Origin of the sequence: Listeria rocourtiae FSL F6-920, from assembly GCF_000525975.1 — a bacterium.
Lineage (GTDB): Bacteria > Bacillota > Bacilli > Lactobacillales > Listeriaceae > Listeria_A > Listeria_A rocourtiae.
In genome coordinates this window covers 1-21,074 of record NZ_AODK01000051.1, presented here as the reverse complement: position 1 = coordinate 21,074, position 21,074 = coordinate 1, and the positions used below count along the sequence as shown (strand labels likewise).

Below are 21,074 nucleotides of genomic sequence, written 5' to 3'. Positions count from 1 at the left end.
CTCGAAAACTTCACGCCCTCCATAAAAAGCAAGAGCGGCTTTTTACTGCGGCCGCTCCAGTTTTTGTCGGAGCTGAACGGGCCGTTTCAGCTTTTCATGAGATCCAGCTTCAGAAGCCAGCCTCTCGGAAATTTCGGTGCCTCCATAAAAACCAGAAGAAGGTTTTTACTGCGCCCCCTAACAATTTCTGTCGAGGCTAACGGGCTTCTTCAGCTTTTCAATTAAAGACCCAATCACACAACTCTGCATACTTCTGAAAATACTTCGGAATTTCATCTTCCCTCAGCCCTTCATACATATTCCCCACAATACTTTCGTTATACCACTTCTGAGCTTCATAATCACGTTTAAAATAGCCCCAAACCCTATCTCCTTCAGAACTAAGCGCGTATTTAACAGACTGTAAATTATCGAGCTTATCCGCGACAATAATCGCTTTTTGCTCCAGTGTTCCCGTGCGCACTACCTCAATTGTATGGCTTTTTCGTGCCTCCCAAGGCTGCAATTTATCCTCGGTATGTGAAGCCACAAGTTCTGCAACTTCATCGCCAAAATCAGCTCGAATCTCGTCCAGCGTTACTGGTGTATCTTCCACCACATCATGCAAAAATCCCGCGGCAACAACTTCATCACGAAATCCCGCATCGCGCAACAAATGAGCCACATTCCGCGGATGTGAAAAATAGGGCTCTCCTGTTATTTTACGACGCTGCATCTGATGCGCCTGTTCTGCAAAATCACTCGCTCGCTGATACATCTGATTCATTTCCTTTCTCCCGCAAATTTTATAAAAGGGACCTTGGAAATAACCAAAGCCCCATTCTGAGTGTTTTACTCTAAAAATACAACGTTTGTCGTCACGCGCTGTGATGAATTTGCCTATTCCCCAGCTCTTGTAACGGCCGATTCGTGTCCTCGATGATTTCTTGAAAAGCTGTAAAATCTTCCTCAGCTATGCTTGTTGCGTCTCTCAGAACAATCCATGTCACCCCTTCAAATGTCGGCGGCGTCGTAAGTGATCCTTGATACGTGAAGTAAGCCTTACTTTCCGGTAAAAATCCGCTGACATCTAGCAAAAGCTCTTTTTCAATACCGAAATCAGCAAATACCTCCGGAAAAATTGATGCTAGTTCACCAAAATCACTACCTTCTAATTCCTGCTCCATCCAAATGCCCAAAACAAGTCGTTCACCTGCTTCATTCATATGCACTAAATGCCATTCCATTGAAAAATAATGCTCATTCAGCGTGTGTTCACTTGGAATATGACCGTGAAAGGCAACCAGATTATATCTCGTCCCATTATAGGTCAAACCTTGTTCCTTACTCTCAGGAAAAAGATGTACCGAGTTCTCTACACGTCTTACTGTGTATTTCGTTTCCTTGTAATCCAGGTCTAACGGCGAGGCCTCTTGTACTTCCATTACTTTTTCCATATGAATATCAATTGGTGACTGATTCTTTCCTGAATTAGCGATTGCGTACTCATCACAAATGTGTCCCCAAAAATTCGGTCCCTTTTCCCCTTTGTAGGACCATTTCACAAGTGGCTCTGTCATGCATCATTCCTCTTTTCATAAAAAATTGCGCTCTATTTTGCCATCCTTATTATGTGAATATTTCGTGAATAGTTCTTCAAGTTATTTTTTTGTGTTCTTTTTATTATACTGAAAATCTATCAGATTGCCAGTATGTTTTCTCGAAACTAGAAAATTATTTTTACATAAAAGGCAAATTCTAAGTCATTTAGCTGTTTTCTGGCTATAAAAAAGAAGATTGCCAAAATCAGCAATCTCCATAACTACTTAAAAATAATCCGAAAAATATGGCGTCTCATTAGGAATCATTTTTTCCAACTGCTTCATAACAGCATCGCTCACCATTAATCGACCATTTCTACGCAAATATTTCGGGCGTTTATAGCCAAAAAACATCGTTGTTAAAGTCTGAATATCAATCTCAACCGCTTCACCGCGGGCCTCTTTTATGATTTCAAATTCCCCATTCTCATCCCAATGAAAAGCAAGTATGCCTTCATTCCAGTCTAGCAAACTATCTGTCACCACAAAATGAAAATCAGCTTTCAGTTCCGCAAATGGATATTTCTTAAAAAAGCCCTCTACATCCACAATCCGCGCCATATAATACGGATGAATCGTCTCCGTAATATCGCTATCCTCCATCAGAAAAGCAATCGGCTCATTCGTATACATTTTCCCCTTCACATGTGTCACCATCGAAAAATGGGCACTAATGAAATTCCACAATCCATGTCGCGCCTCTTGCGTCAAGTAAACCATTTCCTTCATATGAAAAATATCATCTGCAATCCAATAATACATAAATCCTTGAGGCTCATTCGCCTCGTCATAATACACAGCCGCAATCATTTCTTCTCGTTCCCAGCGCCAGTATTCTTCCCAAGCCAACGAATCACGAATCATCGCTACATGCTGATTTTTGGCAAAACGATCGTACGTTCTCAGGACATCCTCATGCTCAATATCAAGCCGTTCCACCATTCCCTTCACAGGAACATTCTCTGGAAGCTGCGTATCCTTTATCGAAAATGTCATCACATCCGAAATAATCTCCCAGCCCTTACGACGATAATACGGCACAGAATAAGGATATAGATACGAAATCGTCTGTTCACGTTCACGCATCGCCTTCAAACTTTCGCGCATCAAACGGTGCATCAAGCCAAAGTTCGCATATTCAGGATATGTCCCAACCCCAGTCACACCACCCATTTTATATATTTCACCAAAAATATTCACATGCATCGGGTAAACAGCCATCTGCGAAATTAATTTATCCCCATCAAACCAACCAATTACATCCGCTTTCCGAAGAACCGGACGCTTGGCTTGCTCAATCTCATCCTCTGCCCATCCAACCTCATGAAGCTCTTGATTCGTCACTTGAAACACGTAACGCAACAAATCATTGAATTGCCTCAGATGCTCCATTTTTAGCGTTTTCATCTCTAATCGATCTTGGACATTTCGCTGTCCCATATTTTCTACCTCTCTCCTAAAAACTTAGCCACTCTACCTCTCTATTGTACATTGAAATCATATCCTTGCGCAATTCCTTTACTTACGTTTAGCCGCAACTTCTTGGTAACGTTTCTCTAGCACTTCCCTTTTCGCGGCAGTCAACCTTGGTTCCATTAATTTCGCCGCAATCGCTGACATCTCCATTTCAAGCAGCAACTTATCTTCCTCAACCCGCGATTCCAATGTTTTTTTTCGCATCTTCCCAGTCCGAATAAGTCCCCTCAAACAGCCGCAACTGTGCATCTTCTAAAACTAACAATGATGTTGCAACCTTCCTTACAAAAGTTCGGTCATGCGAGACAAATAAAACTGTCCCAGAATAGCCACTAATCAACGTTTCCAGCGCCTTCATCGCATGTATATCCAAATAATTCGTCGGCTCATCCAAAATCAGCACATTCGCATCACTCAGCAAAATCATTGCTAAAGCCAACTTCACACGCTCCCCACCAGATAACACCGTTGTGTTCTTTGCCAAATCAGCAGCCACGAATTGCAAACTACCAAGGCAATCCCGATTCATCTGGTCATCGTGAATACTAACTGCTTGGATATTCTCCCATAATGTCTTTGCCAAATCCAGTTGCCTTAGCTGCTGATCAAAATAAGCAATTTTCACGTTGTCTCCGAGTTTAACCGCCTCATTCGCGCCTATAATTTGACGCAAAAAAGTTGTTTTTCCACTCGCATTTTTCCCAATGATTGCGACTTTCTTGCCACTTTTCAAACTAAATCTAGCATTCGAAAAGAGTACGCGTTGTCGGGTAGTTGCACTTAAACCATTAACACGAATTACCGTATTTCCTTGCTTAATCTGATTCTGTTCAGGAAGCGTAATCTTAATCTCCTTTTGCTGAAAAGGTTTGTCGACTTTCTCCAGCCGATCTATCCGTTGCTCTATAGCCTTGATTGTTTTATGCTGCTTCTTTTCTTGCACGCCTTTTCCAGGTTTTGCAGCTCGAATTTGCCTTGATGAAAAGCGCTTATTTGGTTTGCGAAGTCCTTGCGCCACCTGCTCATGATATTGTTGCGAATCTTCCAATTGCCGCTTTTTAGCCTGGTACTGCTCATACCCTGCCTCTTCCTTATCACGTTCTGCCTGTTTTGCTACTTCATAGGCACTATAGTTACCCGGATAAACCGTTATACGCGCCTGATCCAGTTCCCAAATCGTCGTACAGACCGCATCCAAAAACGTCCGATCATGCGAGATAACAAATAACGTACCTGCATACCGCTTCCACTGGCGCTCCAAATGTTTCACGCTATCAACATCCAAATTAGATGTCGGTTCATCCGCAAAAAGCAAATTCGGTTGTTCCGCCAAAATCCGTTGCACAGCTTTCCTCGTTTTTTCACCACCAGAAAGTTTCGCATCTTCTGGCAAAATTTGCGGCAAATAACCTGCCGTTCCATTTCGCGTCACAACTCCTTGGTCTGGCATCGTGACACCTGCCATAATCTCAAGCAAAGTCGTTTTGCCAAGGCCATTCCGACCAACAATACCAACCCGCTCACCTCGATTTGCCATCAGATGTGGAATTTCAAATAAAACCCGATCCGCAATCTCTTTTCTTATATTGTTTATCTCTATTGCTAACATAAAAAAACCTCCTATTTCTAGAATAGGAAGTCAGAAAACAAGCCTGCCAGCATTCCGCCAACACACAACCTGTCTTTATTCGCTCTGCATCTTTTTGAGCATAGCAATCCCATCCTAGAAAATTTCGTTCCGCAAATAAACCGGCCTCAAGTCCAATCTATTACACGCTTATTCGAATTCTCTTAAAAAATAGGATTACATTTTCATCGGCTCAAAAGACACCCCTTTACATTTGTTGCCTCCATCATAACGCATTTTTTTTCTAGCCGTCAACCTTCCACCGTTTATCAGCTCGCTTATTAGGACGATACTTAAAAATTCAACTGATCATTCTTCTATTGGAATTTTGGCTTCGAATTCCTTTTCTTTTGGTGCGGTTTTCTTTTTGTAAGCTAAGTAGTAAAATAGCGATACAAACACTGCGCCACCGACCACATTACCTAAATATACTGGAATGATATTATTGATAAACTGGCCCCATGAATAGCTTCCCGCAAAAATGGCTGCTGGAATAATAAACATGTTGGCGACAACGTGCTGAAAACCAATTGCAACAAACGCCATAACAGGAAACCAGATCCCGATAATTTTGCCTGTGAAGTCTTTCGCTGCGTAGCAAAGCCATACTGCGATACTAACAAACCAGTTACAACCAATTCCTGACACAAAAGCAACCCAGAATGGCTCTTTAATCTTCGCACCAGCAGTGGCAACAGTTTTTGCAAGGAAATCGCCTTCTGTGAGTCCAACAAAATGGCCAAAGAAAAAGGCAACTGCAATTGCTCCAACAAAATTCATTATTGTTACAATTGTCCAATTTCGTAGTAACTGCTTCATTGAAATTTTGCGATCGAACCATGCAAGTGCAACAACCATCATATTCCCTGTAATCAATTCGCCACCACCTAGCAAAATACAAACAAGCCCTACTGGAAACAGACTCGCTCCAATAAACGTCGCAAAACTTCCCCATTCATGTGGCATCGTCCCAACTGCGCGAATATAAAGCAAAAAACCTAGCGAAATAAAAGCACCACCTAAAAAACCTAAAATAATAAGTGCTGAAGTGGAAGAACTGGCCTTCGCTACTCCTTTTTTAATCGTTTCATCTACTGTCTCTTGTGGTGTGAAATATGCAGCCACAAAAATCCCCTCTTTCCTGCTCATATCTGTTTTATTTATATTTGATCTTGGACTCGCCACACCTAGAATATGTTTGGTATATCACAATGATACGCCAAAAAGAGCCTTACATTCCTTGATTTGTGGTAAACCAAGCATTTGTAATCGGTTACTTTTGTATTATGTAAAACCAAATAAACAACTTCCTAAAAAGCCGTCTATTTGGTTTCATATATTAACCAAGATGCTTTACAATCGGAATCATAATATGAAACCCTTGTTGATTTCTCGGCAAATCGATTTCGCTATCATACACTTCGATTTTGAACGGTAATTCATCAAAAACAGGATACTCTACTGTAATATATGGTCGATAATCGCGAGCTGCGATGCGTTCTGCGACTTCTTTATATGTTTCATTAATATCTGTACCCGCAACATGATCACACACAAAGTACGTATGTGCTGGAATTTCAATCCATTCCATATCATCTGGTACATTTTCTGGCTTCCAGTTGGCCTTCACAGCCGAATAATACGTGAAGCCGTCTTCTAAATTATGCACGGACATTCCAAGCAACGTCTTATCGTGCTTTAGACTTTCTTGGGACTCTGCCCAGCTTTGTATTCTCTTGATTGTTTTATGCACCTCACCATGAAACGCTTCCTCGAAAGTGCCTTTCCAAACAAAAGCAAGCGCAGTAAATCCTTCATGTTCTTCAAAACGTGCAGCTGATAATGCCATTTTAATCAACTCCTTCATGGGATTTCATTGCTTCTTCTAATCACGTAAATCATACCACAAAACGTAAAAATAATCCCATAATAAGTATGAATAAAATGACAATTTCGTTTTACCAAGAAATTGGTGTTTTCCCCACCGCCTCTAAATAAGCGTTAATTTGGCTATATGGCTTACTTCCAAAAAAACCATTGTAAGCTGATAATGGACTCGGATGTACAGCTGTAATCACTTTATGCTGTGGATTTGTAATAAACACCGACTTCTTTTTCGCGTCTGCCCCCCAAAGCACAAAAACCACCTGATCCTCTTTTTCATTTAGTAGTCTGATAATGGTATCGGTGAATGGCTCCCATCCTTTTTTACGATGTGATGCAGCTTTGCCAGCTCGTACCGTCAACACTGTGTTTAGCAACAACACGCCTTGCTCCGCCCAGTCAGTCAAATTAATATTCGTTCGTGCAATACCCAAGTCCGCATCGAGCTCTTTAAACATATTACGAACAGAGGGCGGGAATTTTGCCTCGCTGGATGCCACCGAAAAACTCAAACCGTGCGCTTGACTTGGTCCATGATAAGGATCTTGTCCTAAAATGACCACCTTCGTATCCGCATAACTCGTCAAATCTAGTGCACGATAAACTGCCTCACGTGGTGGATAAATTGTTGCTGTCGCATATTCCTCTTTAATAAACTGTTGTAAATTCTTGAAATACGTCTTTTCCTGTTCTTCGATTAAAAGTGCTTGCCAATCTTTTTGCATAAAGCGCCTCATTTCTTTAGATATACTTGTATTATAGATGCGAATCATGGTTATGTTGCTTCATTTGTTCTCGAACATCAGCCATTGCTCGTTCCTGATTAGCTGATTTTTTCCTATTCGATAAGCTCGGTAAGAAAAATAAGATAGCACACACAACAGCAATAAGTAAAATAGTAAACCACATGAATAGACACCCTCTCTATTCTAATTATAGCTTGTTTTATGACAGTAATCTAGAACTCCTAATAATTAACAGAAAAATTGTAAACAATTATACCTTTATACCTATAAGTAGTTCAATATTGCTAAAACGTGGTTTTTATGTTAAATTAAAATAGTTTTAAAAGTCTTTTCGGCAATTAAGACAAACTAACTTTAAGGAGAGATTCAGATGCAACACAAGAAAACATGGGGGAAAATAGCACTAGGAAGTGTTTTGCTCCTAACTGTCTTAACCTTGAGCACAGGAAAAGTAAGCGCTGCAGAAACAACAGATTGGACAAAAGTCACTTGGAATGCAATGGGGGACAGCTTGACGACAGAGAATAACACACTGGCAACCAAAAGGTACTTTAATTACATCCAAGAAGATCTACACATCAAGCAAGTCAATAACTATGGCATGAATGGCTCCACAGTTGGTAACCTCTTTGCACCAATAAGCGAGCGCTATACAACGATGGATAGCAGTGCTAATCTGATTACTGTTTTTGCAGGTATTAATGACTATGGTAAAGGGCAAGCACTCGGTACGCCAAGCGATACAACAAATAAAACGTATTACGGTGCGCTTGATGTACTTTTAAAAGGTTTAATCAAAAAATATCCCGGTCAAAAAATTGGCTTTATTTCTATGTATAAACAATCATTTTTCCCACCAGTAAACAAGATAGGCATTCCTGACTATGCTTATATCAACGCTGCAATCGAGGTTTGTCACCGTTATAGTATTAAACATTTGAATCTTTATGACTTGGACTCCTTCGATTTGTCAAAACCCGATGTAAACGGGTATAGCGTTGGAGATGGCATTCACTTAAATAATAAAGGCCATCGTCATCTTGCTGATACGATGGAAGTTTTTATTAAAGGTTTGTAATAGGTGAAGAACCTGTAAACAAGATAATTCAGCCTTGCTTACAGGTTCTTTTAAGCTAGTTCTTGCGCTCAAAATAAACCATTATTGTAATCCGCGGTATTACCATTAAAATTAATAATTTCACCATTATGGTTTTTACCATCGAAAATAATATCCGTGATTAATTTACCTGCCTCAGGGACAGTCTTCATGAAATCACCGGTCATATTACCATTCAAGTCTGTAGTTACTCCACCAGGCATAATAGCAAAAATTTCAATTGGTATTCCTTCATTTTTAAAATTCTGGGCAAAGCTCTGTGTCATAGCATTAAGTGCAGCTTTGCTTGTTTTATACGCGAATGGGTTAAAAAAGTCAGACATGCCAATTGGTATCGTAATATTTAAGACTCGACCTTTATTCGCTTCAAGTGTAGGTAAAAGCTGTTGCGTGAGGTCAAAAGTGCCGAAAACATTTGTTTCCATAACTTCTCTTAACTCTTCTACTGTAAATTCAGAACCAGGTTTTCTCATATCGCCAGGAATTGCCGCATTATTAATCAGCATCGTAAGGTCTCTATGTTGCGATTTAATAGTTTTTACCGCTGCTGAAATCGTTTCGTGTTTTTGCAAATCGATATGTACGTAAATCGCGTCAACGTCTTTTGATTTAAGTTCATCAGTCGCTGCAAGTCCGCGGCTCTCATCACGTGCTCCTAGTAAAATAGTCCAGCCACGCTTCCCCATCTGATACGCAATCTCCTTACCAATTCCTTTGTTTGCTCCTGTGATAAAAACTTTCTTTGTCATCATTCATTCCCTCCTAATCTCTATATCGCTTTCACTATAAACCTAAATTAGAATGTTATCAAATTTCAACCCTTGTGAGAATATATTTCACAGTCAAAATAAAAAATCCCGAACAAGTAAAATGCATACTCATTCGAGATTTCTATATTGTTGACTTAGTAGGCGATGAGTTGCTTACATCATACCGCCCATGCCGCCCATTCCCATATCAGGAACGCCACCGCCTCCAGCATTTTCTTCTGGACGATCTGCAACGACTGCCTCTGTTGTAAGAAGAAGTGCTGCAACAGATGATGCGTTTTGTAATGCAGAACGGGTTACTTTTGTTGGATCAACAATTCCTGCTTCAATCATGTTTACCCATTTGCCATTGGCTGCGTTGAATCCTACGCCAATTTTTTCGTTTTTCAAGCGTTCTACGATAACGGAGCCTTCTAAGCCTGCGTTATGCGCGATTTGGCGAACTGGTTCTTCTAGTGAACGAAGAACGATTTTCACACCTGTTGCTTCGTCGCCTGCCGCTTCAATAGCTGCTACTTTGTTGTACACGTTGACAAGAGCTGTACCACCACCGGATACGATACCTTCTTCAACAGCTGCACGTGTTGAATTCAACGCGTCTTCAATGCGTAACTTACGCTCTTGTAACTCTGTCTCTGTCGCTGCCCCAACTTTAACGACCGCAACACCACCTGCTAATTTTGCAAGACGTTCTTGTAATTTTTCTTTGTCAAACTCGGATGTTGTTTCTTCCATTTGTGCACGTAATTGGTTCACACGAGTCGAGATTTGGGCACCATTTCCTGCACCTTCTACGATTGTTGTGGCTTCTTTTGTGACCATTACTTTAGCCGCGTTACCAAGTTGCTCCATTGTCGTTGTTTTCAGCTCTAAGCCTAGTTCTTCGGTGATAACTTGTCCACCCGTTAGGATACTAATATCTTCTAGCATTGCTTTACGACGATCACCGAACCCCGGCGCCTTCACTGCAACAACATTGAACGTACCACGTAATTTATTTAACACAAGCGTTTGTTGCGCTTCACCTTCTACGTCTTCTGCGATAATAAGGAGTGGACGACTTTGCTGAACCACTTGCTCTAAAATTGGCAGGATTTCTTGCGTGTTATTGATTTTTTTTGTCAGTGATTAGAATATATGGATTTTCTAAAACAGCCTCCATTTTATCCGGATCAGTAACCATGTATGGGCTTGAGTAGCCACGGTCAAATTGCATACCTTCTACTACATCCAATTCTGTTGCAAAGCCTTTAGACTCTTCAATCGTGATAACGCCATCATTACCAACACGTTCCATTGCTTCTGCGATTAGTTGACCAACTTCTTCATCACCTGATGAGATTGCAGCAACTTGAGCGATTGATTCTTTACCCTCGATTGGTTTTGAGATTGCTTTTAGTTCTGTAATAGCTGTTGCCACAGCTTTCTCGATTCCGCGACGAATACCAACTGGGTTAGCACCAGCCGTAACGTTTTTTAGCCCTTCTTGAATCATCGCTTGCGCTAAAACAGTCGCCGTTGTTGTTCCATCACCGGCAACATCATTTGTCTTACTAGCGACCTCAGATACTAATTTTGCACCCATATTTTCAAAAGCATCTTCTAGTTCAATTTCTTTTGCGATTGTTACACCATCATTTGTGATAAGTGGCGAACCGAATTTCTTTTCCAATACGACATTCCGTCCTTTTGGTCCCAAAGTCACTTTCACAGCATTTGCCAATTGATCAACACCGCGAAGCATTGCGCGGCGTGCATCTTCACTAAATTTAATATCTTTTGCCATTTTTATGATTCCTCCTTAGTTCTGTTTTGTTGAGGTTCTTAAGAAGCGTAGTATGCTGATTTAGAACCTCAATATGCATGAGAGCGAAGCGAGCATGTAATCCATGTACTGCATCACGTGAAGCGCCTCCGGATCCAGCTTTGTTGTGGTTCTTGAAAAGCGTTCTTTGCTGTTTTAGAACCTCGATATGCAGTTGAATGCAATGAAACTGCCTTCCCTTTAGCCCAGCCCCTCGAAATTTTCGGTGCCTTCGTAAAAAACCAGTTCGGTTTTTCACCGCGCCCCCTATGTTGAGTTTCTTAAGCAGTTTATTTTGCTATTTAGAACCCTCAATAACAAGTGCGAACGGCGTGAGCATTTGTTCCATACCCCGCTTTTCGAGGTTAACGGGCTCTTTTAGCTTTCTTATTTAACAACTGCTAATATATCCGATTCTCTCACAATCAAGTAATCTTTCCCGTCATACGTAACTTCTGTGCCTGAGTATTTGGAGAAGATAATGTGATCTTGTTCTGCAACTTCTAGTGCTACTGTATCGCCGTTATCAAGTACGCGGCCGCTTCCGACTGCTACGACTTTACCTTCTTGTGGCTTCTCTTGCGCTGAATCTGGTAGTACAATACCACTTGCCGTTTTCTCTTCTGCTTCCAAAACTTCGATAATAACGCGATCTCCTAATGGTTTTAACAATTAAAACAACCTCCTCAAGTCTATGTTTATGATTTTTAGCACTCTTGTCATTAGAGTGCTAATCCACTTCTTATATTATAAAAAATATGTGGAAAATGCAAGTATTTACACCTAAAAAAATGGGACTGATTTTCAGCTCTCGTATCCCTTGGTGACACTTTTAGATTTAAATGGCGTAAATTGGATAAGATAAAAAGCGTGTTCTGATAAGAATCATCAGAACGCGCTTTGTGGAATTAGGTTGACTCAATCTATGTACATGCAACACATCATCTATTCGAATATAAGCGGCTTGACTGAAGCATTGATCTCAACCTAAAGAGATTATTGCATTTTAAAAATTAATCAGCTAAACACAGCGTCTGCAGAAGTAGTCGAGGCAACCAGAGATAGTCTTGTTATAGGCATATGAAAAAACATCTACATGCTTTTTCTGGAGACGCGCCATTTAATTAAAAAAGGACAGCATAATGTACACCCCGACTTTCATCGCTTACACCTCTTTTTCAAAAGCAATTATCGGGCACCCTTGCTGAACACCTCTGCTTCCGATTATACCGTATTCCACAATTGTTATACATGGGTATACCCTTATCAGACATTTTTTAGCGCACAAAAAAACCACCGCGGAAAAGGGAGTAACCGCGACGGTCAAAAATGGATTTTGCTTGTTGTTAGCTTATATATTCATATTACATCTTCAAGAAAAAAAGACGCTGTGATCCAGACTAGAATTTCATGAAAAATAACTTTCCTTTTCCGTACCATCACACAATGTCATTATGTGATACTGATATTACTCTGTTCCATCATCTTTTTTATAGGCAAATAAACTCTGGAATTCTTCTATACCTATTTCAGTAATACATACATAGACATGGATTTTTTCTACATAAGAGCTCTCATCTATCACTTGAGTAAAACTAATCAAGTTTAACAACTTTAATTGAGTTATTATTTTATCTAACTCTAGAATTGTAAAATTGGCCTTGTAACTTTTTTTGTCATTAAAGTATACTTTATCCTCCCTATAGGATTTGTTACTAATGAGTTTAAATCCAGCTTTAGACATAATAAAATCATATAGCTTCTCTTTTACAACACTTTTTAATAATCCTTGTTCCCCATACTGAATCAATATCGGTAACAAAACATTCGCTACTTCATTAAAAGAAATTTCTACTTTCGAAAAATCATCCTTATCATATTCATACCTCGTATACTCGTTACCTTTTTGATTTATTTTCGTTGCTTTATTATAAATTTTAAAATCGATTTTTATTTCAATAAAATCATTTCCTTGTTTCAAATCTTTAGTTTGATTTTTTAATGTTACTTTACTATTTTGAAGTTTATTTTTTAAATCTTGGTTTTCTTTTACTAATTCATAAAATTTTTCCTCGTCCAATTTATCATCGTATCTAATCCAACCTTTTAAATGAGAAGTTCTTCTGATTATATTATTAAGTGAACCTAATACCGCACCTTTAATGGCTTGCTTATGATCAATGAATTCAACCATATGAGATTCAACAGTAGCTTTAAATTTTTTTGAACTCCCTTATGTTTATCTCCACATCTCCTGCTTTTAAATCTTCATCTTTAACTTTTTGATCGATGTAATCATCTGTTAAGACTAAACTAAAGCTAGGAATACCTAATTTTCTAGCTAAATTATATTCCCATTCCGTGTAACTAATGTTCGACTCGGAATCCACTGACCCGTACCTAGCACCTAATATTAGTAAGTAGACATCTGATTCTTCAATCCATTCTTTGATTATTTCTTTTTGCGTTTGATCGCCGGCCTTAAACAACTCCATTCCAGCTGGAATGTGTCCAGCATTCAACACTGCTTCAACAGCAGCTTGCCTCTCATTAATTAGATCTTTATAAGTAGATGAAATGAACACTTGTAATTTTTTTTCTTTATCCATTATTAAAGCTAACCCCCTAATATTAAGACTCAAGATTCTTTTTATTTTATATGATCTTGAAGATAGCTATTCTTCTAATTGTTTTTTTACATCAAATGAACACTTCCCTGTATAAAATTAACTATAGCACGAAAACATTCTCATTTATCCATTTGAAAATCAGTTAGTTCTTCATCTAAAACTAAATTTGAATTTTTTAATGTAAAAGAATATGTTATACAAAAAATACCCACAGTAAGCGCAATGGGAATAATCCATTGTGCTGATTTAACCCCAATATAGACCAATCTCATTAAATTACTATATCTATCTTCATTTTCTGTACTCATCTCCGACTCCTTCATTTATCCTGCCGTATTTAAGCACAAAACTTCTCAATGTGATGGTAAAATTATAAATAGAATATTTCTGACCATAATTCCAAAAATTGATTCATCCCTGAACTTATCTCCACTCTCTAATAATACGTCAATCCACCTAACTTATGTAAAATAGTGTATCACATAAGCAACATATGTCAAAATACAGTCCCTGATATTTTGACACATCTGAAAAAGGAAAAGAGCACAGACTATTATACTGTACTCTTTCTCACTATTTATAAATCTATGGTGACGCCCCTAAACGCACCATTTATATAACGTCTCTTTAGTCATATAGCCTCTTTTCACCCTTAATTCTCTGCTTAAATGTCTCTAATTTTAGAGTAATTCCTTTGTTAACTAATAACTTCTCAAACTTTGTTTTATCAAGCTTACCATCCAACTTATCCTTTTTTATATCATATACCCAATACAATGGCTTAGACTCTTTATCGCTTACATCGACATCCACTATTTCGCTTTTTGCAACAAGGTATTCCTCATCCCAGTCTAATTCAGAGATACCACGTGAAACATCCGTATTCGAACTATTATCAATAATGATAGAATCATCACCATGAACAAGGAGCACTTGTTGTGGGTTGATTTGGGATAGGAATAGATCGTTCTTTACCTTTACCCTAAAATCGGATGCCCCTGGTCCACATCCTCCTAACAGTAGAATAAAAGACATCAGGCTTGCCAAAGCTACACGCTTTCTCATACTCTCCCCCCTTATTGAATATCATGAATTACTTCGATTTTATACGGCTTTATTATTCCCATTTTAGTTGCTAACACGCAGTAGTTATTTCCAAAATTAACACCAAACTCCTTGTAGTTCGTACTCCATGCAAAATCGTATACATCCTTGATTACAACTTGCACTTTGTATGTCCCATTTTTACGTTTTTTAAATGTAGCCGTATATTCAACCTTATTTAAAGCAGAGTGTAACTCTCCATCTGTAAAGGTATAGCTTGACCTGACACTAGCATTCGTCTTTCCTTTAGACAAGATTTCTTGTTCAAATTTATGATTGACTCTTATGAAGAACCCTAAGTCATCACGCGTAGACCTTGCAAATCTATCATTTTTAGTTGTATGTTTATCTGGCTTCCAACCCCACCATGAAAAAGGTGGCTTAATTGCATGCTCCATATATTCTGCTGTTCTATAATGTCCTCGATTTCTTACAATTTCTATTCCTTTAAAATAAGCCGCAAGTGCTACAGATGATTCTGCGGAAAATAAAACTGGCTGCGTTCCTGGAGCAGCAGGGATATCTAGAGCAGGCTCTTCCAATAGCTGATTTGCTAGTTCCTCTTGATTAGCTAGCTCTTCTTCATTAGTTTGGTCCAATTTTATTAGTTCTTCCATCGTTTGCGCTATTAATACATCTAAATCGTTGGATAGATCAGTATCTTCTAATATACCTTTGAAATAGCTATCATAGATTGGATTGTTCTGAAGAAATTGCTTCAGCTTATCTACTGTATCTGTTTTTAAAACAAAGACAGTGGCTTTTTCTATCCAGCCAATCTCTTCGCCTTCCATTGATTTTAAGTGTACCCAAGTAACATTTCCATCAACTGTTGCTTCTTTATCCACATAAAAATAATGATTAAGATATTCATCAGAATCCACTTTCCATTTTGAACCTGCAACTTTTCCAGGACCATTTTGGTAAAAAGCTTTGCCTCCTACAATTAAGCCAGCTCCATAGTTAACATTCTTTTGAGAATTCATGACAGATACTTCAACATTAGGAACGACCGGTCTAAATGTCTCTGAAATAGCACTATTAGCTCTGTTACTTTCATTCACATAAGACCTGACACGGAACCAATAATTTGTATGAGTAGGGTATGGGCCCCCACTATTTTTATATACCTGCGATGGATCTTTGGCTAGTTCGCTCCCTTGGCCATCTTTGTGCAGTGCTGACTTCCCACTTTGTATTTCTTCCGCTGTTGGCCAAATTCCTTTATCTCGTGTAGTCCAAGATGTATTATTACCCACATCGTACCACGTATATGAAGCACCGTTAAAGACACCCACTTCATACCCGTCAGCACCATCGATTACATCCCACCTCACGTTTACAAAGCCTGTATTCGTTTTTTCTTCGTTTGCATAAACAGTCCCTCTCGGTGGGTTGGATGTTTCTAATGGCATATAGGCATCTGTAATATCCGATGTCGGACCGTCACCTACTGGATATATTGCAGCAACTCTTATAATATACTTTTCCTGACCTCTCAAACCAAATGTACTACCAGCTTGATATCCATTTTCATATAAGTCTCTAGGATTGTTGGCAAATTCACCACCTTTTCCATCACGGTGGAATTTATAATTTCCTTCTTTGATTTCTTCCTCTGTTGGAAAAATATTTTTACCTTTTGTCGTCCAATTTGTTACATTTCCCACAGGAAAAATGTTCGTAATTATAGCCATTGCTAATAAGAACCTTATATCCAATCGCACCTTGCATGCTTTCCCATGATATATCTAGATATCCCGTACCTGTTTTGGGTCCATTCGATAAAGTTTTAATAACAGATTTCTCTGGCTTCGGGAGAGCCTCTTCTTCTGGCATATAGGAATCTGTAATATCAGATGCCGAGCCATCACCCCATGGGTAAACTGCTAAAATACGGACAATGTACTTTTTCTGATCGCGCAAGCCAAATGTACTTCCTGCTTGATAACCATTCTCGTACAAAGCACGTGGATCACTTGCAAATTCCACACCTTTGCCATCTTGGTGGAACTTATATTGTTTATTCGCTATTTCTGCTTGTGTTGGGAAGATACCTTTCCCTTTGGTAGACCAATTTGTCACATTTCCTGTGTTGAAATATTCATAGTTGTAGCCATTGCTGATGACTACTTTATAATCAATCGCACCAGCTACCGCTTGCCATGAGATATCCATGTGCCCGGTACCTGCTCCTACACCACTCGATACCGTTTTAATCACCGATTTCTCTGGTTTGGCTGGTAACGTTTCTGGTGGCATCACGGCTTCTGTAATATCGGATGTTGGCCCGTCACCACTCGAATACGTCGCTAACACACGCACAATATATTTCTTTTGACCGCGCAATGTCCACGTCGTCCCTGCTTTAAAGGTATTCTCATAGAGTTGCGTTGGATCATTCGCAAATTCTGTACCTTTTCCATCCGTATGGAAACGATACAACCCTTTATCTAGTTCTGCTTTCGTTGGGAAGATACCTTTCCCTTTTGTCGTCCACGATGTCACATTTCCTACAGAAAAATACTCGTAGTTATAGCCATTACCGATAATCACTTTATATCCTGTCGCACCTGGCATCGCTTTCCATGACAAGTTCATCGCACCTGTCCCTGTGCCAACACCATTCGACACGGTTTTAATTGTTGCTTTTTCTGGTTTCTCTAAAGCAACACTTCTGGATCTTTTTATTGTATCATAGTAAGGATCTTTCCAATCCCCGTCTACCTTCACGGAAGGCGCTTGTTCCTCTTCGACTGGTGTCACTTGTGTATCTTGTTGTTCCTGCCCTTCTGTCACTTCTGGTTGTACTGTCGCGCCTTCTACAGTGGTTTCCACTGGTGGTACCCCTTGTTCCGCATACGGCTCGTATGCTGGAATCGTAGACACGATTAATGTGATTGCAATCATGACTAAAAGTAATCTAGATAGTCCCTTTTTCATCTTGTTATTCCCCTTTTCTGTTGTTTTGTGCTCGTTGCTATTAGCAATACAGCTAGACTAAAATGTAGCATATTATACATGATGAAGCAATCTCTTTTTTCTTATATATGTCAATATGGGAGAACCATTGTCGCGTATATCTCCCATAATTCAACCAGAAACCCTTGCTAATATTGGGTTCATCTAAAACTTTCGACTCTCAGTTATGACACTTCAACAAACACGAAAACTCCCCACATGAAAAACAGTGTCAAAACTTATAAGTTTTGACACCGCATAACAAGGAACACCACCCGCGCTAACCACTTCTATATATTCTCTTAACTGTGTGAACGTCATTTAGCTTAGAAAATGTACGCCACTTAAATCCAAAGATGACCCAACTTGTTGCTTGTTGCCTTAATAATTAGTACAATAGGAAAATGAGATACATGGTGTGTATTTGAAAGGTCGTGTTATTTTGAATAAACGTTATTGGTATGTACTACTTACATATTTTGCAGCTTACTTTTCTTCATTAATTGGAGCTCCAATTGTAATGGGGATTTTGCGGGCGGCAACAGACTTGTCGGATAGGCAGGTTATTACGTATGCCTCGGTTTATTGGAGTGTGTTCAGTAATTTGGTGGCGCTCATTATTATTTGGATGATACTTCGTAAAACGCCTCGAACAACTAAGATTGAACAAGGCCAACCGATGTCTGTTGGAAAAAGTGTGGCTTATGCTGTGCTTGGCTTTATTGCATTACTTTTCGGTCAATCGATTTCGGTTTTCATCATGGGATTATTCGGAATTACTGGGGTTTCACCAAATACAGAAATGCTCGGTGAATTGGCTCGGTCAGTGCCATTGATGATTGTTTTTACATCAATTTTGGCGCCTATTTTAGAAGAAATTATTTTTCGGAAAATTATTTATGGAGGCTTGGCGTCGCGGATGAATATTCATGTGGCAGCTGTCATTAGTTCTGTTTTCTTTGGATTGATGCACATGGACTTAACCTTTCTACTCGTCTACGTTGTGATTGGGCTTATGCTGTGCTATATTTATACAAAAACGAAACGGATTGCTGTGCCAATTGTAGCGCATATGTTGATGAACGTGCTCGCGATGGTTGGTCAGTTTATGCTAGGAGGCGGATCATGAGAAATCCTTTAGCTATGCAAGGTCTCATTTATTTAGTGCTTGCAGTTGTGTTTGTTTATTTTGCAATTAGCCAAGTTAACATGAATGGCTGGACAATTATGACATATTTAATGATGGCAATGGCTACTGTAAATACCGTAACTGGAATTAAATTTGTGACGGTTGGTTTGATGAAGAAAAAAGAGTAGGTCGTGAACCTGCTCTTTTTATATACCTTTATATTGAATTTTTGTAGCTTGCTTATCGAGGCGTGATGCGAAATGTTCGAGTTCCTGCTTAATTTCAGCTTCGAAACACGGCGTTTCAAAATAGGAAACGGTGAATTGTAGTGTATCTTTTTTCCAATCGTATTTCCATAATCCGATGGCCTGATTGTTTGCTACAATAATCGCGGAGCAATGACCGTTGACTGTCCACGCTGATTTTCGCTGGGCTTCTGTCATAAGCCATGTTGGGTCTTTATATGCAATTACGGCTTGATCGAATTTACCTGATAAAAATAGCTTTTGCGCAGTAGGTACCTTTTTTTCGCCTTTTAGTGACACGTAAGTTTGGCTCTCTATCGTGAACGTGTCAAGCTCTGCTTCAAGACCTGCTATCGCTGGTTTTATTTCACCAATATTTAACCCACTCCAATGCCTGAAATCCTCCCAAGTTGCCGGTCCGTAGCCTTTTAAATAGCGACGAATTAGCATCATCAGCGCCTCTAAGTTTGCTTCGGGTTCGCTCGTCCACGTTTGATAATTTCCTAGTCGCATACGGTGGCTATAATTTTTTTACCGCATCACTTGATGGCAATAAATATAAAATCCCTGCTATCGTGGCTTGTGCGATGATTGATGATATAACCTGTGAGGGATACTCACCAATGATTGCTTCTAGTTCTTTACGGCTAAAAACCGCTCGTTTTTGCCCCAACTCATCTATTTCCATCAACAAGGATGCTAAGTCAATGCCTTCTTTCTGACAAAGCCGGTTCACAATATTCGTCCGTGTACCAAAAACGCGAAATACCATCTCCCAATCTTCCGCTAAAAAAGTGTGCAGTGTCAGTCTGTTAGCCCATATTTTAATAATTTGATTGGATGCAAAAAATTGTTCTACTTCAAGCCAACTCATATCTACATGTTGCAAAAAGTTCACGAGTGCTGGCTGGTGATTCTGTGTTTGAAGCGCGATTACTTGTCTTATGAATGTTATAGGTTCTGTGAATGACTCCACCATGCCTAATTTATGAAGCCTAATCTGCGTTATTTCTGCTTTTGTGAACACAGTCACCCCTCCTGTATTTTTCGCAATAAGTTTTTCATGCCTTCTATCGTAGCTATTGGCAATTCGAACTGATAGTACGTACTGATAAAGTGCGAGATATCTTCAAATAATGCTATTTCTTCCCACATCGCTTGCCAATTAGCCTCCAGTGAGTAACCTGCAAAAATAGATGGTAAGCGCTCTAAATGTACCGAATTCAGCCAAGCTTCGATGTTTCGTCCTGAAAAAGAGGTATTTCGTCCAGCAATTCGGGCTTGTTCTTCTAATAGCGGTAAAAGATAGTTTTCACGGATTCCGGCTTGGATACTCTGTACAAACCAGATTTCCTCACGTTTTAAGAACTTGGCGACGTAATGTAATTCAAACCAGAACTCGTTTACGATTTTATCAAAAATTAGTTTTGTCATCGGAAGCTTCGATCGTTCTTGGACGCATCGTTTTATTTGCTCAGTGTGCATGTCTTTATCTATTAATATTTCCATTTTGTCATAGTATGGGAATGGGGTTTCTAAAAATGTGATTGGCCAGAAGGAAAAATCGACCTTAATACCATTTTGGAAGATAACGAGCTGGGTCGCTACTTCTCCGGCTGGCGAATCCATACGTAATTGCGTCTCAATCAATACGTCGCCGATTTCTTTCAGCCATTCCACTGTTCTTCCAAATAGTAATTCTCCGCTGAACCAAACGTTTATATCTAAATCTGATAGTTCATCTACGCCTTGCTGTTTTGCCAGCGATCCCTCTAGCACGAGCGCGCGGACTTGTTCTTGCCTTTTGGCCCACATTATAATTTCCTCTAACATTTTTCTTCCCTCCCTATAAAAAGAGCCAAACACAATGTTTGGCCCAGCGTGTCGACAAACACTCATTGTTGGGATTGTTCGAAGTAAGACGAGTTACAATCCCAATATGCAGGAGAGCAGAGCGAGCCTGTAAACATTTCCAGTGCTCTTCTACACTATGTTTCGCAT

22 protein-coding genes and 2 pseudogenes are annotated in these 21,074 nt (G+C 39.5%); 4 read left to right on the top strand and 20 right to left on the bottom strand.

Features of this window, described 5'->3' with window-relative positions:
* On the top strand, nucleotides 1-225 hold a 225-nt coding region (locus tag PROCOU_RS18100; protein ID WP_208855817.1), incomplete at its 5' end, for a hypothetical protein.
* Here the strand turns inward: PROCOU_RS18100 and PROCOU_RS13995 are convergent.
* The 8 genes and pseudogenes from PROCOU_RS13995 to PROCOU_RS17840 form a co-directional block, all read right to left on the bottom strand.
* Nucleotides 218-766: an HD domain-containing protein gene (locus PROCOU_RS13995; protein ID WP_311772341.1), complete on the bottom strand. Its 549-nt coding sequence runs from the start codon at nucleotides 764-766 to the stop codon at nucleotides 218-220. The genes PROCOU_RS18100 and PROCOU_RS13995 overlap by 8 nt on opposite strands.
* Before the next feature lie 91 nt (nucleotides 767-857).
* Entirely contained in the window at nucleotides 858-1,559 is a 702-nt protein-coding gene (locus PROCOU_RS13990) for a carbonic anhydrase family protein (RefSeq protein ID WP_036073542.1), read from the bottom strand.
* 246 nt (nucleotides 1,560-1,805) lie between these two features.
* Complete coding sequence (locus tag PROCOU_RS13985) at nucleotides 1,806-3,020, bottom strand: GNAT family N-acetyltransferase (protein WP_036073540.1); 1,215 nt, start codon at nucleotides 3,018-3,020, stop codon at nucleotides 1,806-1,808.
* A 78-nt stretch (nucleotides 3,021-3,098) separates the two neighbouring features.
* A pseudogene (abc-f, locus tag PROCOU_RS13980) lies at nucleotides 3,099-4,665 on the bottom strand (ribosomal protection-like ABC-F family protein).
* 327 nt (nucleotides 4,666-4,992) lie between these two features.
* A complete protein-coding gene (locus tag PROCOU_RS13975) occupies nucleotides 4,993-5,808 on the bottom strand; it encodes a formate/nitrite transporter family protein (RefSeq protein WP_243832099.1) in 816 nt (271 codons plus the stop codon).
* A gap of 214 nt (nucleotides 5,809-6,022) precedes the next feature.
* Nucleotides 6,023-6,532, bottom strand: coding sequence for a GyrI-like domain-containing protein (locus tag PROCOU_RS13970; protein ID WP_036073535.1), 510 nt, complete (start codon nucleotides 6,530-6,532; stop codon nucleotides 6,023-6,025).
* Between the two features lie 109 nt (nucleotides 6,533-6,641).
* The gene (locus PROCOU_RS13965; protein WP_036073552.1) at nucleotides 6,642-7,304 is read right to left on the bottom strand and encodes a uracil-DNA glycosylase; all 663 of its coding nucleotides are present in this window, start codon (nucleotides 7,302-7,304) and stop codon (nucleotides 6,642-6,644) included.
* A gap of 19 nt (nucleotides 7,305-7,323) precedes the next feature.
* Nucleotides 7,324-7,476, bottom strand: coding sequence for a hypothetical protein (locus tag PROCOU_RS17840; RefSeq protein WP_159101238.1), 153 nt, complete (start codon nucleotides 7,474-7,476; stop codon nucleotides 7,324-7,326).
* Nucleotides 7,477-7,683: 207 nt separating this feature from the next.
* Between PROCOU_RS17840 and PROCOU_RS13960 the strand changes: the two genes are divergently transcribed.
* The gene (locus PROCOU_RS13960) at nucleotides 7,684-8,391 is read left to right on the top strand and encodes an SGNH/GDSL hydrolase family protein (protein ID WP_051994424.1); all 708 of its coding nucleotides are present in this window, start codon (nucleotides 7,684-7,686) and stop codon (nucleotides 8,389-8,391) included.
* Between the two features lie 68 nt (nucleotides 8,392-8,459).
* Here the strand turns inward: PROCOU_RS13960 and PROCOU_RS13955 are convergent, their stop codons facing one another.
* The 9 genes and pseudogenes from PROCOU_RS13955 to PROCOU_RS13915 form a co-directional block, all read right to left on the bottom strand.
* Nucleotides 8,460-9,182, bottom strand: a complete 723-nt coding sequence (locus tag PROCOU_RS13955; protein WP_243832098.1) for an SDR family NAD(P)-dependent oxidoreductase — start codon at nucleotides 9,180-9,182, stop codon at nucleotides 8,460-8,462.
* A 171-nt stretch (nucleotides 9,183-9,353) separates the two neighbouring features.
* Nucleotides 9,354-10,986: pseudogene (groL, locus tag PROCOU_RS13950) on the bottom strand (chaperonin GroEL).
* Between the two features lie 405 nt (nucleotides 10,987-11,391).
* Nucleotides 11,392-11,676 (bottom strand): co-chaperone GroES, encoded by a 285-nt coding sequence (gene groES, locus PROCOU_RS13940; protein WP_036073531.1) that lies wholly within the window; start codon nucleotides 11,674-11,676, stop codon nucleotides 11,392-11,394.
* 796 nt (nucleotides 11,677-12,472) lie between these two features.
* Nucleotides 12,473-13,198, bottom strand: a complete 726-nt coding sequence (locus PROCOU_RS16780) for a hypothetical protein (RefSeq protein WP_051994423.1) — start codon at nucleotides 13,196-13,198, stop codon at nucleotides 12,473-12,475.
* Nucleotides 13,199-13,217: 19 nt separating this feature from the next.
* Entirely contained in the window at nucleotides 13,218-13,613 is a 396-nt protein-coding gene (locus tag PROCOU_RS13935; RefSeq protein WP_051994422.1) for a DUF4062 domain-containing protein, read from the bottom strand.
* 140 nt (nucleotides 13,614-13,753) lie between these two features.
* A complete protein-coding gene (locus PROCOU_RS13930) occupies nucleotides 13,754-13,942 on the bottom strand; it encodes a hypothetical protein (RefSeq protein WP_036073528.1) in 189 nt (62 codons plus the stop codon).
* 319 nt (nucleotides 13,943-14,261) lie between these two features.
* Nucleotides 14,262-14,699, bottom strand: coding sequence for a hypothetical protein (locus tag PROCOU_RS13925; RefSeq protein ID WP_036073525.1), 438 nt, complete (start codon nucleotides 14,697-14,699; stop codon nucleotides 14,262-14,264).
* 11 nt (nucleotides 14,700-14,710) lie between these two features.
* The gene (locus PROCOU_RS13920) at nucleotides 14,711-16,435 is read right to left on the bottom strand and encodes an SH3-like domain-containing protein (protein ID WP_036073522.1); all 1,725 of its coding nucleotides are present in this window, start codon (nucleotides 16,433-16,435) and stop codon (nucleotides 14,711-14,713) included.
* The gene (locus PROCOU_RS13915) at nucleotides 16,374-17,681 is read right to left on the bottom strand and encodes a hypothetical protein (RefSeq protein WP_036073520.1); all 1,308 of its coding nucleotides are present in this window, start codon (nucleotides 17,679-17,681) and stop codon (nucleotides 16,374-16,376) included. The genes PROCOU_RS13920 and PROCOU_RS13915 overlap by 62 nt, the downstream gene beginning before the upstream one ends.
* A 436-nt stretch (nucleotides 17,682-18,117) precedes the next feature.
* Here PROCOU_RS13915 and PROCOU_RS13910 point away from each other — a divergent pair, with 436 nt between their 5' ends.
* Together PROCOU_RS13910 and PROCOU_RS13905 are read left to right on the top strand one after the other, a co-directional pair.
* Nucleotides 18,118-18,828 (top strand): CPBP family intramembrane glutamic endopeptidase, encoded by a 711-nt coding sequence (locus tag PROCOU_RS13910; RefSeq protein ID WP_243832097.1) that lies wholly within the window; start codon nucleotides 18,118-18,120, stop codon nucleotides 18,826-18,828.
* The gene (locus PROCOU_RS13905; RefSeq protein WP_036073517.1) at nucleotides 18,825-19,016 is read left to right on the top strand and encodes a YdiK family protein; all 192 of its coding nucleotides are present in this window, start codon (nucleotides 18,825-18,827) and stop codon (nucleotides 19,014-19,016) included. Before PROCOU_RS13910 ends, PROCOU_RS13905 begins: the two co-directional genes overlap by 4 nt.
* An 18-nt stretch (nucleotides 19,017-19,034) precedes the next feature.
* Here PROCOU_RS13905 and PROCOU_RS13900 read toward each other — a convergent pair whose 3' ends face one another.
* The 3 genes from PROCOU_RS13900 to PROCOU_RS13890 are packed head-to-tail and all read right to left on the bottom strand — an operon-like array spanning nucleotide 19,035 to nucleotide 20,972.
* Entirely contained in the window at nucleotides 19,035-19,586 is a 552-nt protein-coding gene (locus PROCOU_RS13900; protein ID WP_077913465.1) for a DNA glycosylase AlkZ-like family protein, read from the bottom strand.
* A gap of 7 nt (nucleotides 19,587-19,593) precedes the next feature.
* Complete coding sequence (locus PROCOU_RS13895) at nucleotides 19,594-20,100, bottom strand: hypothetical protein (RefSeq protein ID WP_036073510.1); 507 nt, start codon at nucleotides 20,098-20,100, stop codon at nucleotides 19,594-19,596.
* 2 nt (nucleotides 20,101-20,102) lie between these two features.
* The gene (locus tag PROCOU_RS13890; RefSeq protein WP_077913464.1) at nucleotides 20,103-20,972 is read right to left on the bottom strand and encodes an aminoglycoside 6-adenylyltransferase; all 870 of its coding nucleotides are present in this window, start codon (nucleotides 20,970-20,972) and stop codon (nucleotides 20,103-20,105) included.
* Between the last annotated feature and the right edge of the window lie 102 nt (nucleotides 20,973-21,074).

Excerpts from the sequence above, each read along its gene's own strand:
- PROCOU_RS13990 (WP_036073542.1), bottom strand. The coding sequence starts at position 1,559 with ATGACAGAGCCACTTGTGAAATGGTCCTACAAAGGGGAAAAGGGACCG.
- PROCOU_RS13995 (WP_311772341.1), bottom strand. The coding sequence starts at position 766 with ATGAATCAGATGTATCAGCGAGCGAGTGATTTTGCAGAACAGGCGCAT.
- PROCOU_RS13905 (WP_036073517.1), top strand. The coding sequence starts at position 18,825 with ATGAGAAATCCTTTAGCTATGCAAGGTCTCATTTATTTAGTGCTTGCA.
- PROCOU_RS13920 (WP_036073522.1), bottom strand. The coding sequence starts at position 16,435 with ATGGCTATAATTACGAACATTTTTCCTGTGGGAAATGTAACAAATTGG.
- PROCOU_RS16780 (WP_051994423.1), bottom strand. The coding sequence starts at position 13,198 with ATGGTTGAATTCATTGATCATAAGCAAGCCATTAAAGGTGCGGTATTA.
- PROCOU_RS13935 (WP_051994422.1), bottom strand. The coding sequence starts at position 13,613 with ATGGATAAAGAAAAAAAATTACAAGTGTTCATTTCATCTACTTATAAA.
- PROCOU_RS13960 (WP_051994424.1), top strand. The coding sequence starts at position 7,684 with ATGCAACACAAGAAAACATGGGGGAAAATAGCACTAGGAAGTGTTTTG.
- PROCOU_RS13915 (WP_036073520.1), bottom strand. The coding sequence starts at position 17,681 with ATGAAAAAGGGACTATCTAGATTACTTTTAGTCATGATTGCAATCACA.
- PROCOU_RS13925 (WP_036073525.1), bottom strand. The coding sequence starts at position 14,699 with ATGAGAAAGCGTGTAGCTTTGGCAAGCCTGATGTCTTTTATTCTACTG.
- PROCOU_RS13930 (WP_036073528.1), bottom strand. The coding sequence starts at position 13,942 with ATGAGTACAGAAAATGAAGATAGATATAGTAATTTAATGAGATTGGTC.
- PROCOU_RS13970 (WP_036073535.1), bottom strand. The coding sequence starts at position 6,532 with ATGGCATTATCAGCTGCACGTTTTGAAGAACATGAAGGATTTACTGCG.
- PROCOU_RS13985 (WP_036073540.1), bottom strand. The coding sequence starts at position 3,020 with ATGGGACAGCGAAATGTCCAAGATCGATTAGAGATGAAAACGCTAAAA.
- PROCOU_RS13955 (WP_243832098.1), bottom strand. The coding sequence starts at position 9,182 with ATGATGACAAAGAAAGTTTTTATCACAGGAGCAAACAAAGGAATTGGT.
- PROCOU_RS13890 (WP_077913464.1), bottom strand. The coding sequence starts at position 20,972 with ATGAGTGTTTGTCGACACGCTGGGCCAAACATTGTGTTTGGCTCTTTT.
- PROCOU_RS17840 (WP_159101238.1), bottom strand. The coding sequence starts at position 7,476 with ATGTGGTTTACTATTTTACTTATTGCTGTTGTGTGTGCTATCTTATTT.
- PROCOU_RS13900 (WP_077913465.1), bottom strand. The coding sequence starts at position 19,586 with ATGCGACTAGGAAATTATCAAACGTGGACGAGCGAACCCGAAGCAAAC.
- PROCOU_RS13965 (WP_036073552.1), bottom strand. The coding sequence starts at position 7,304 with ATGAGGCGCTTTATGCAAAAAGATTGGCAAGCACTTTTAATCGAAGAA.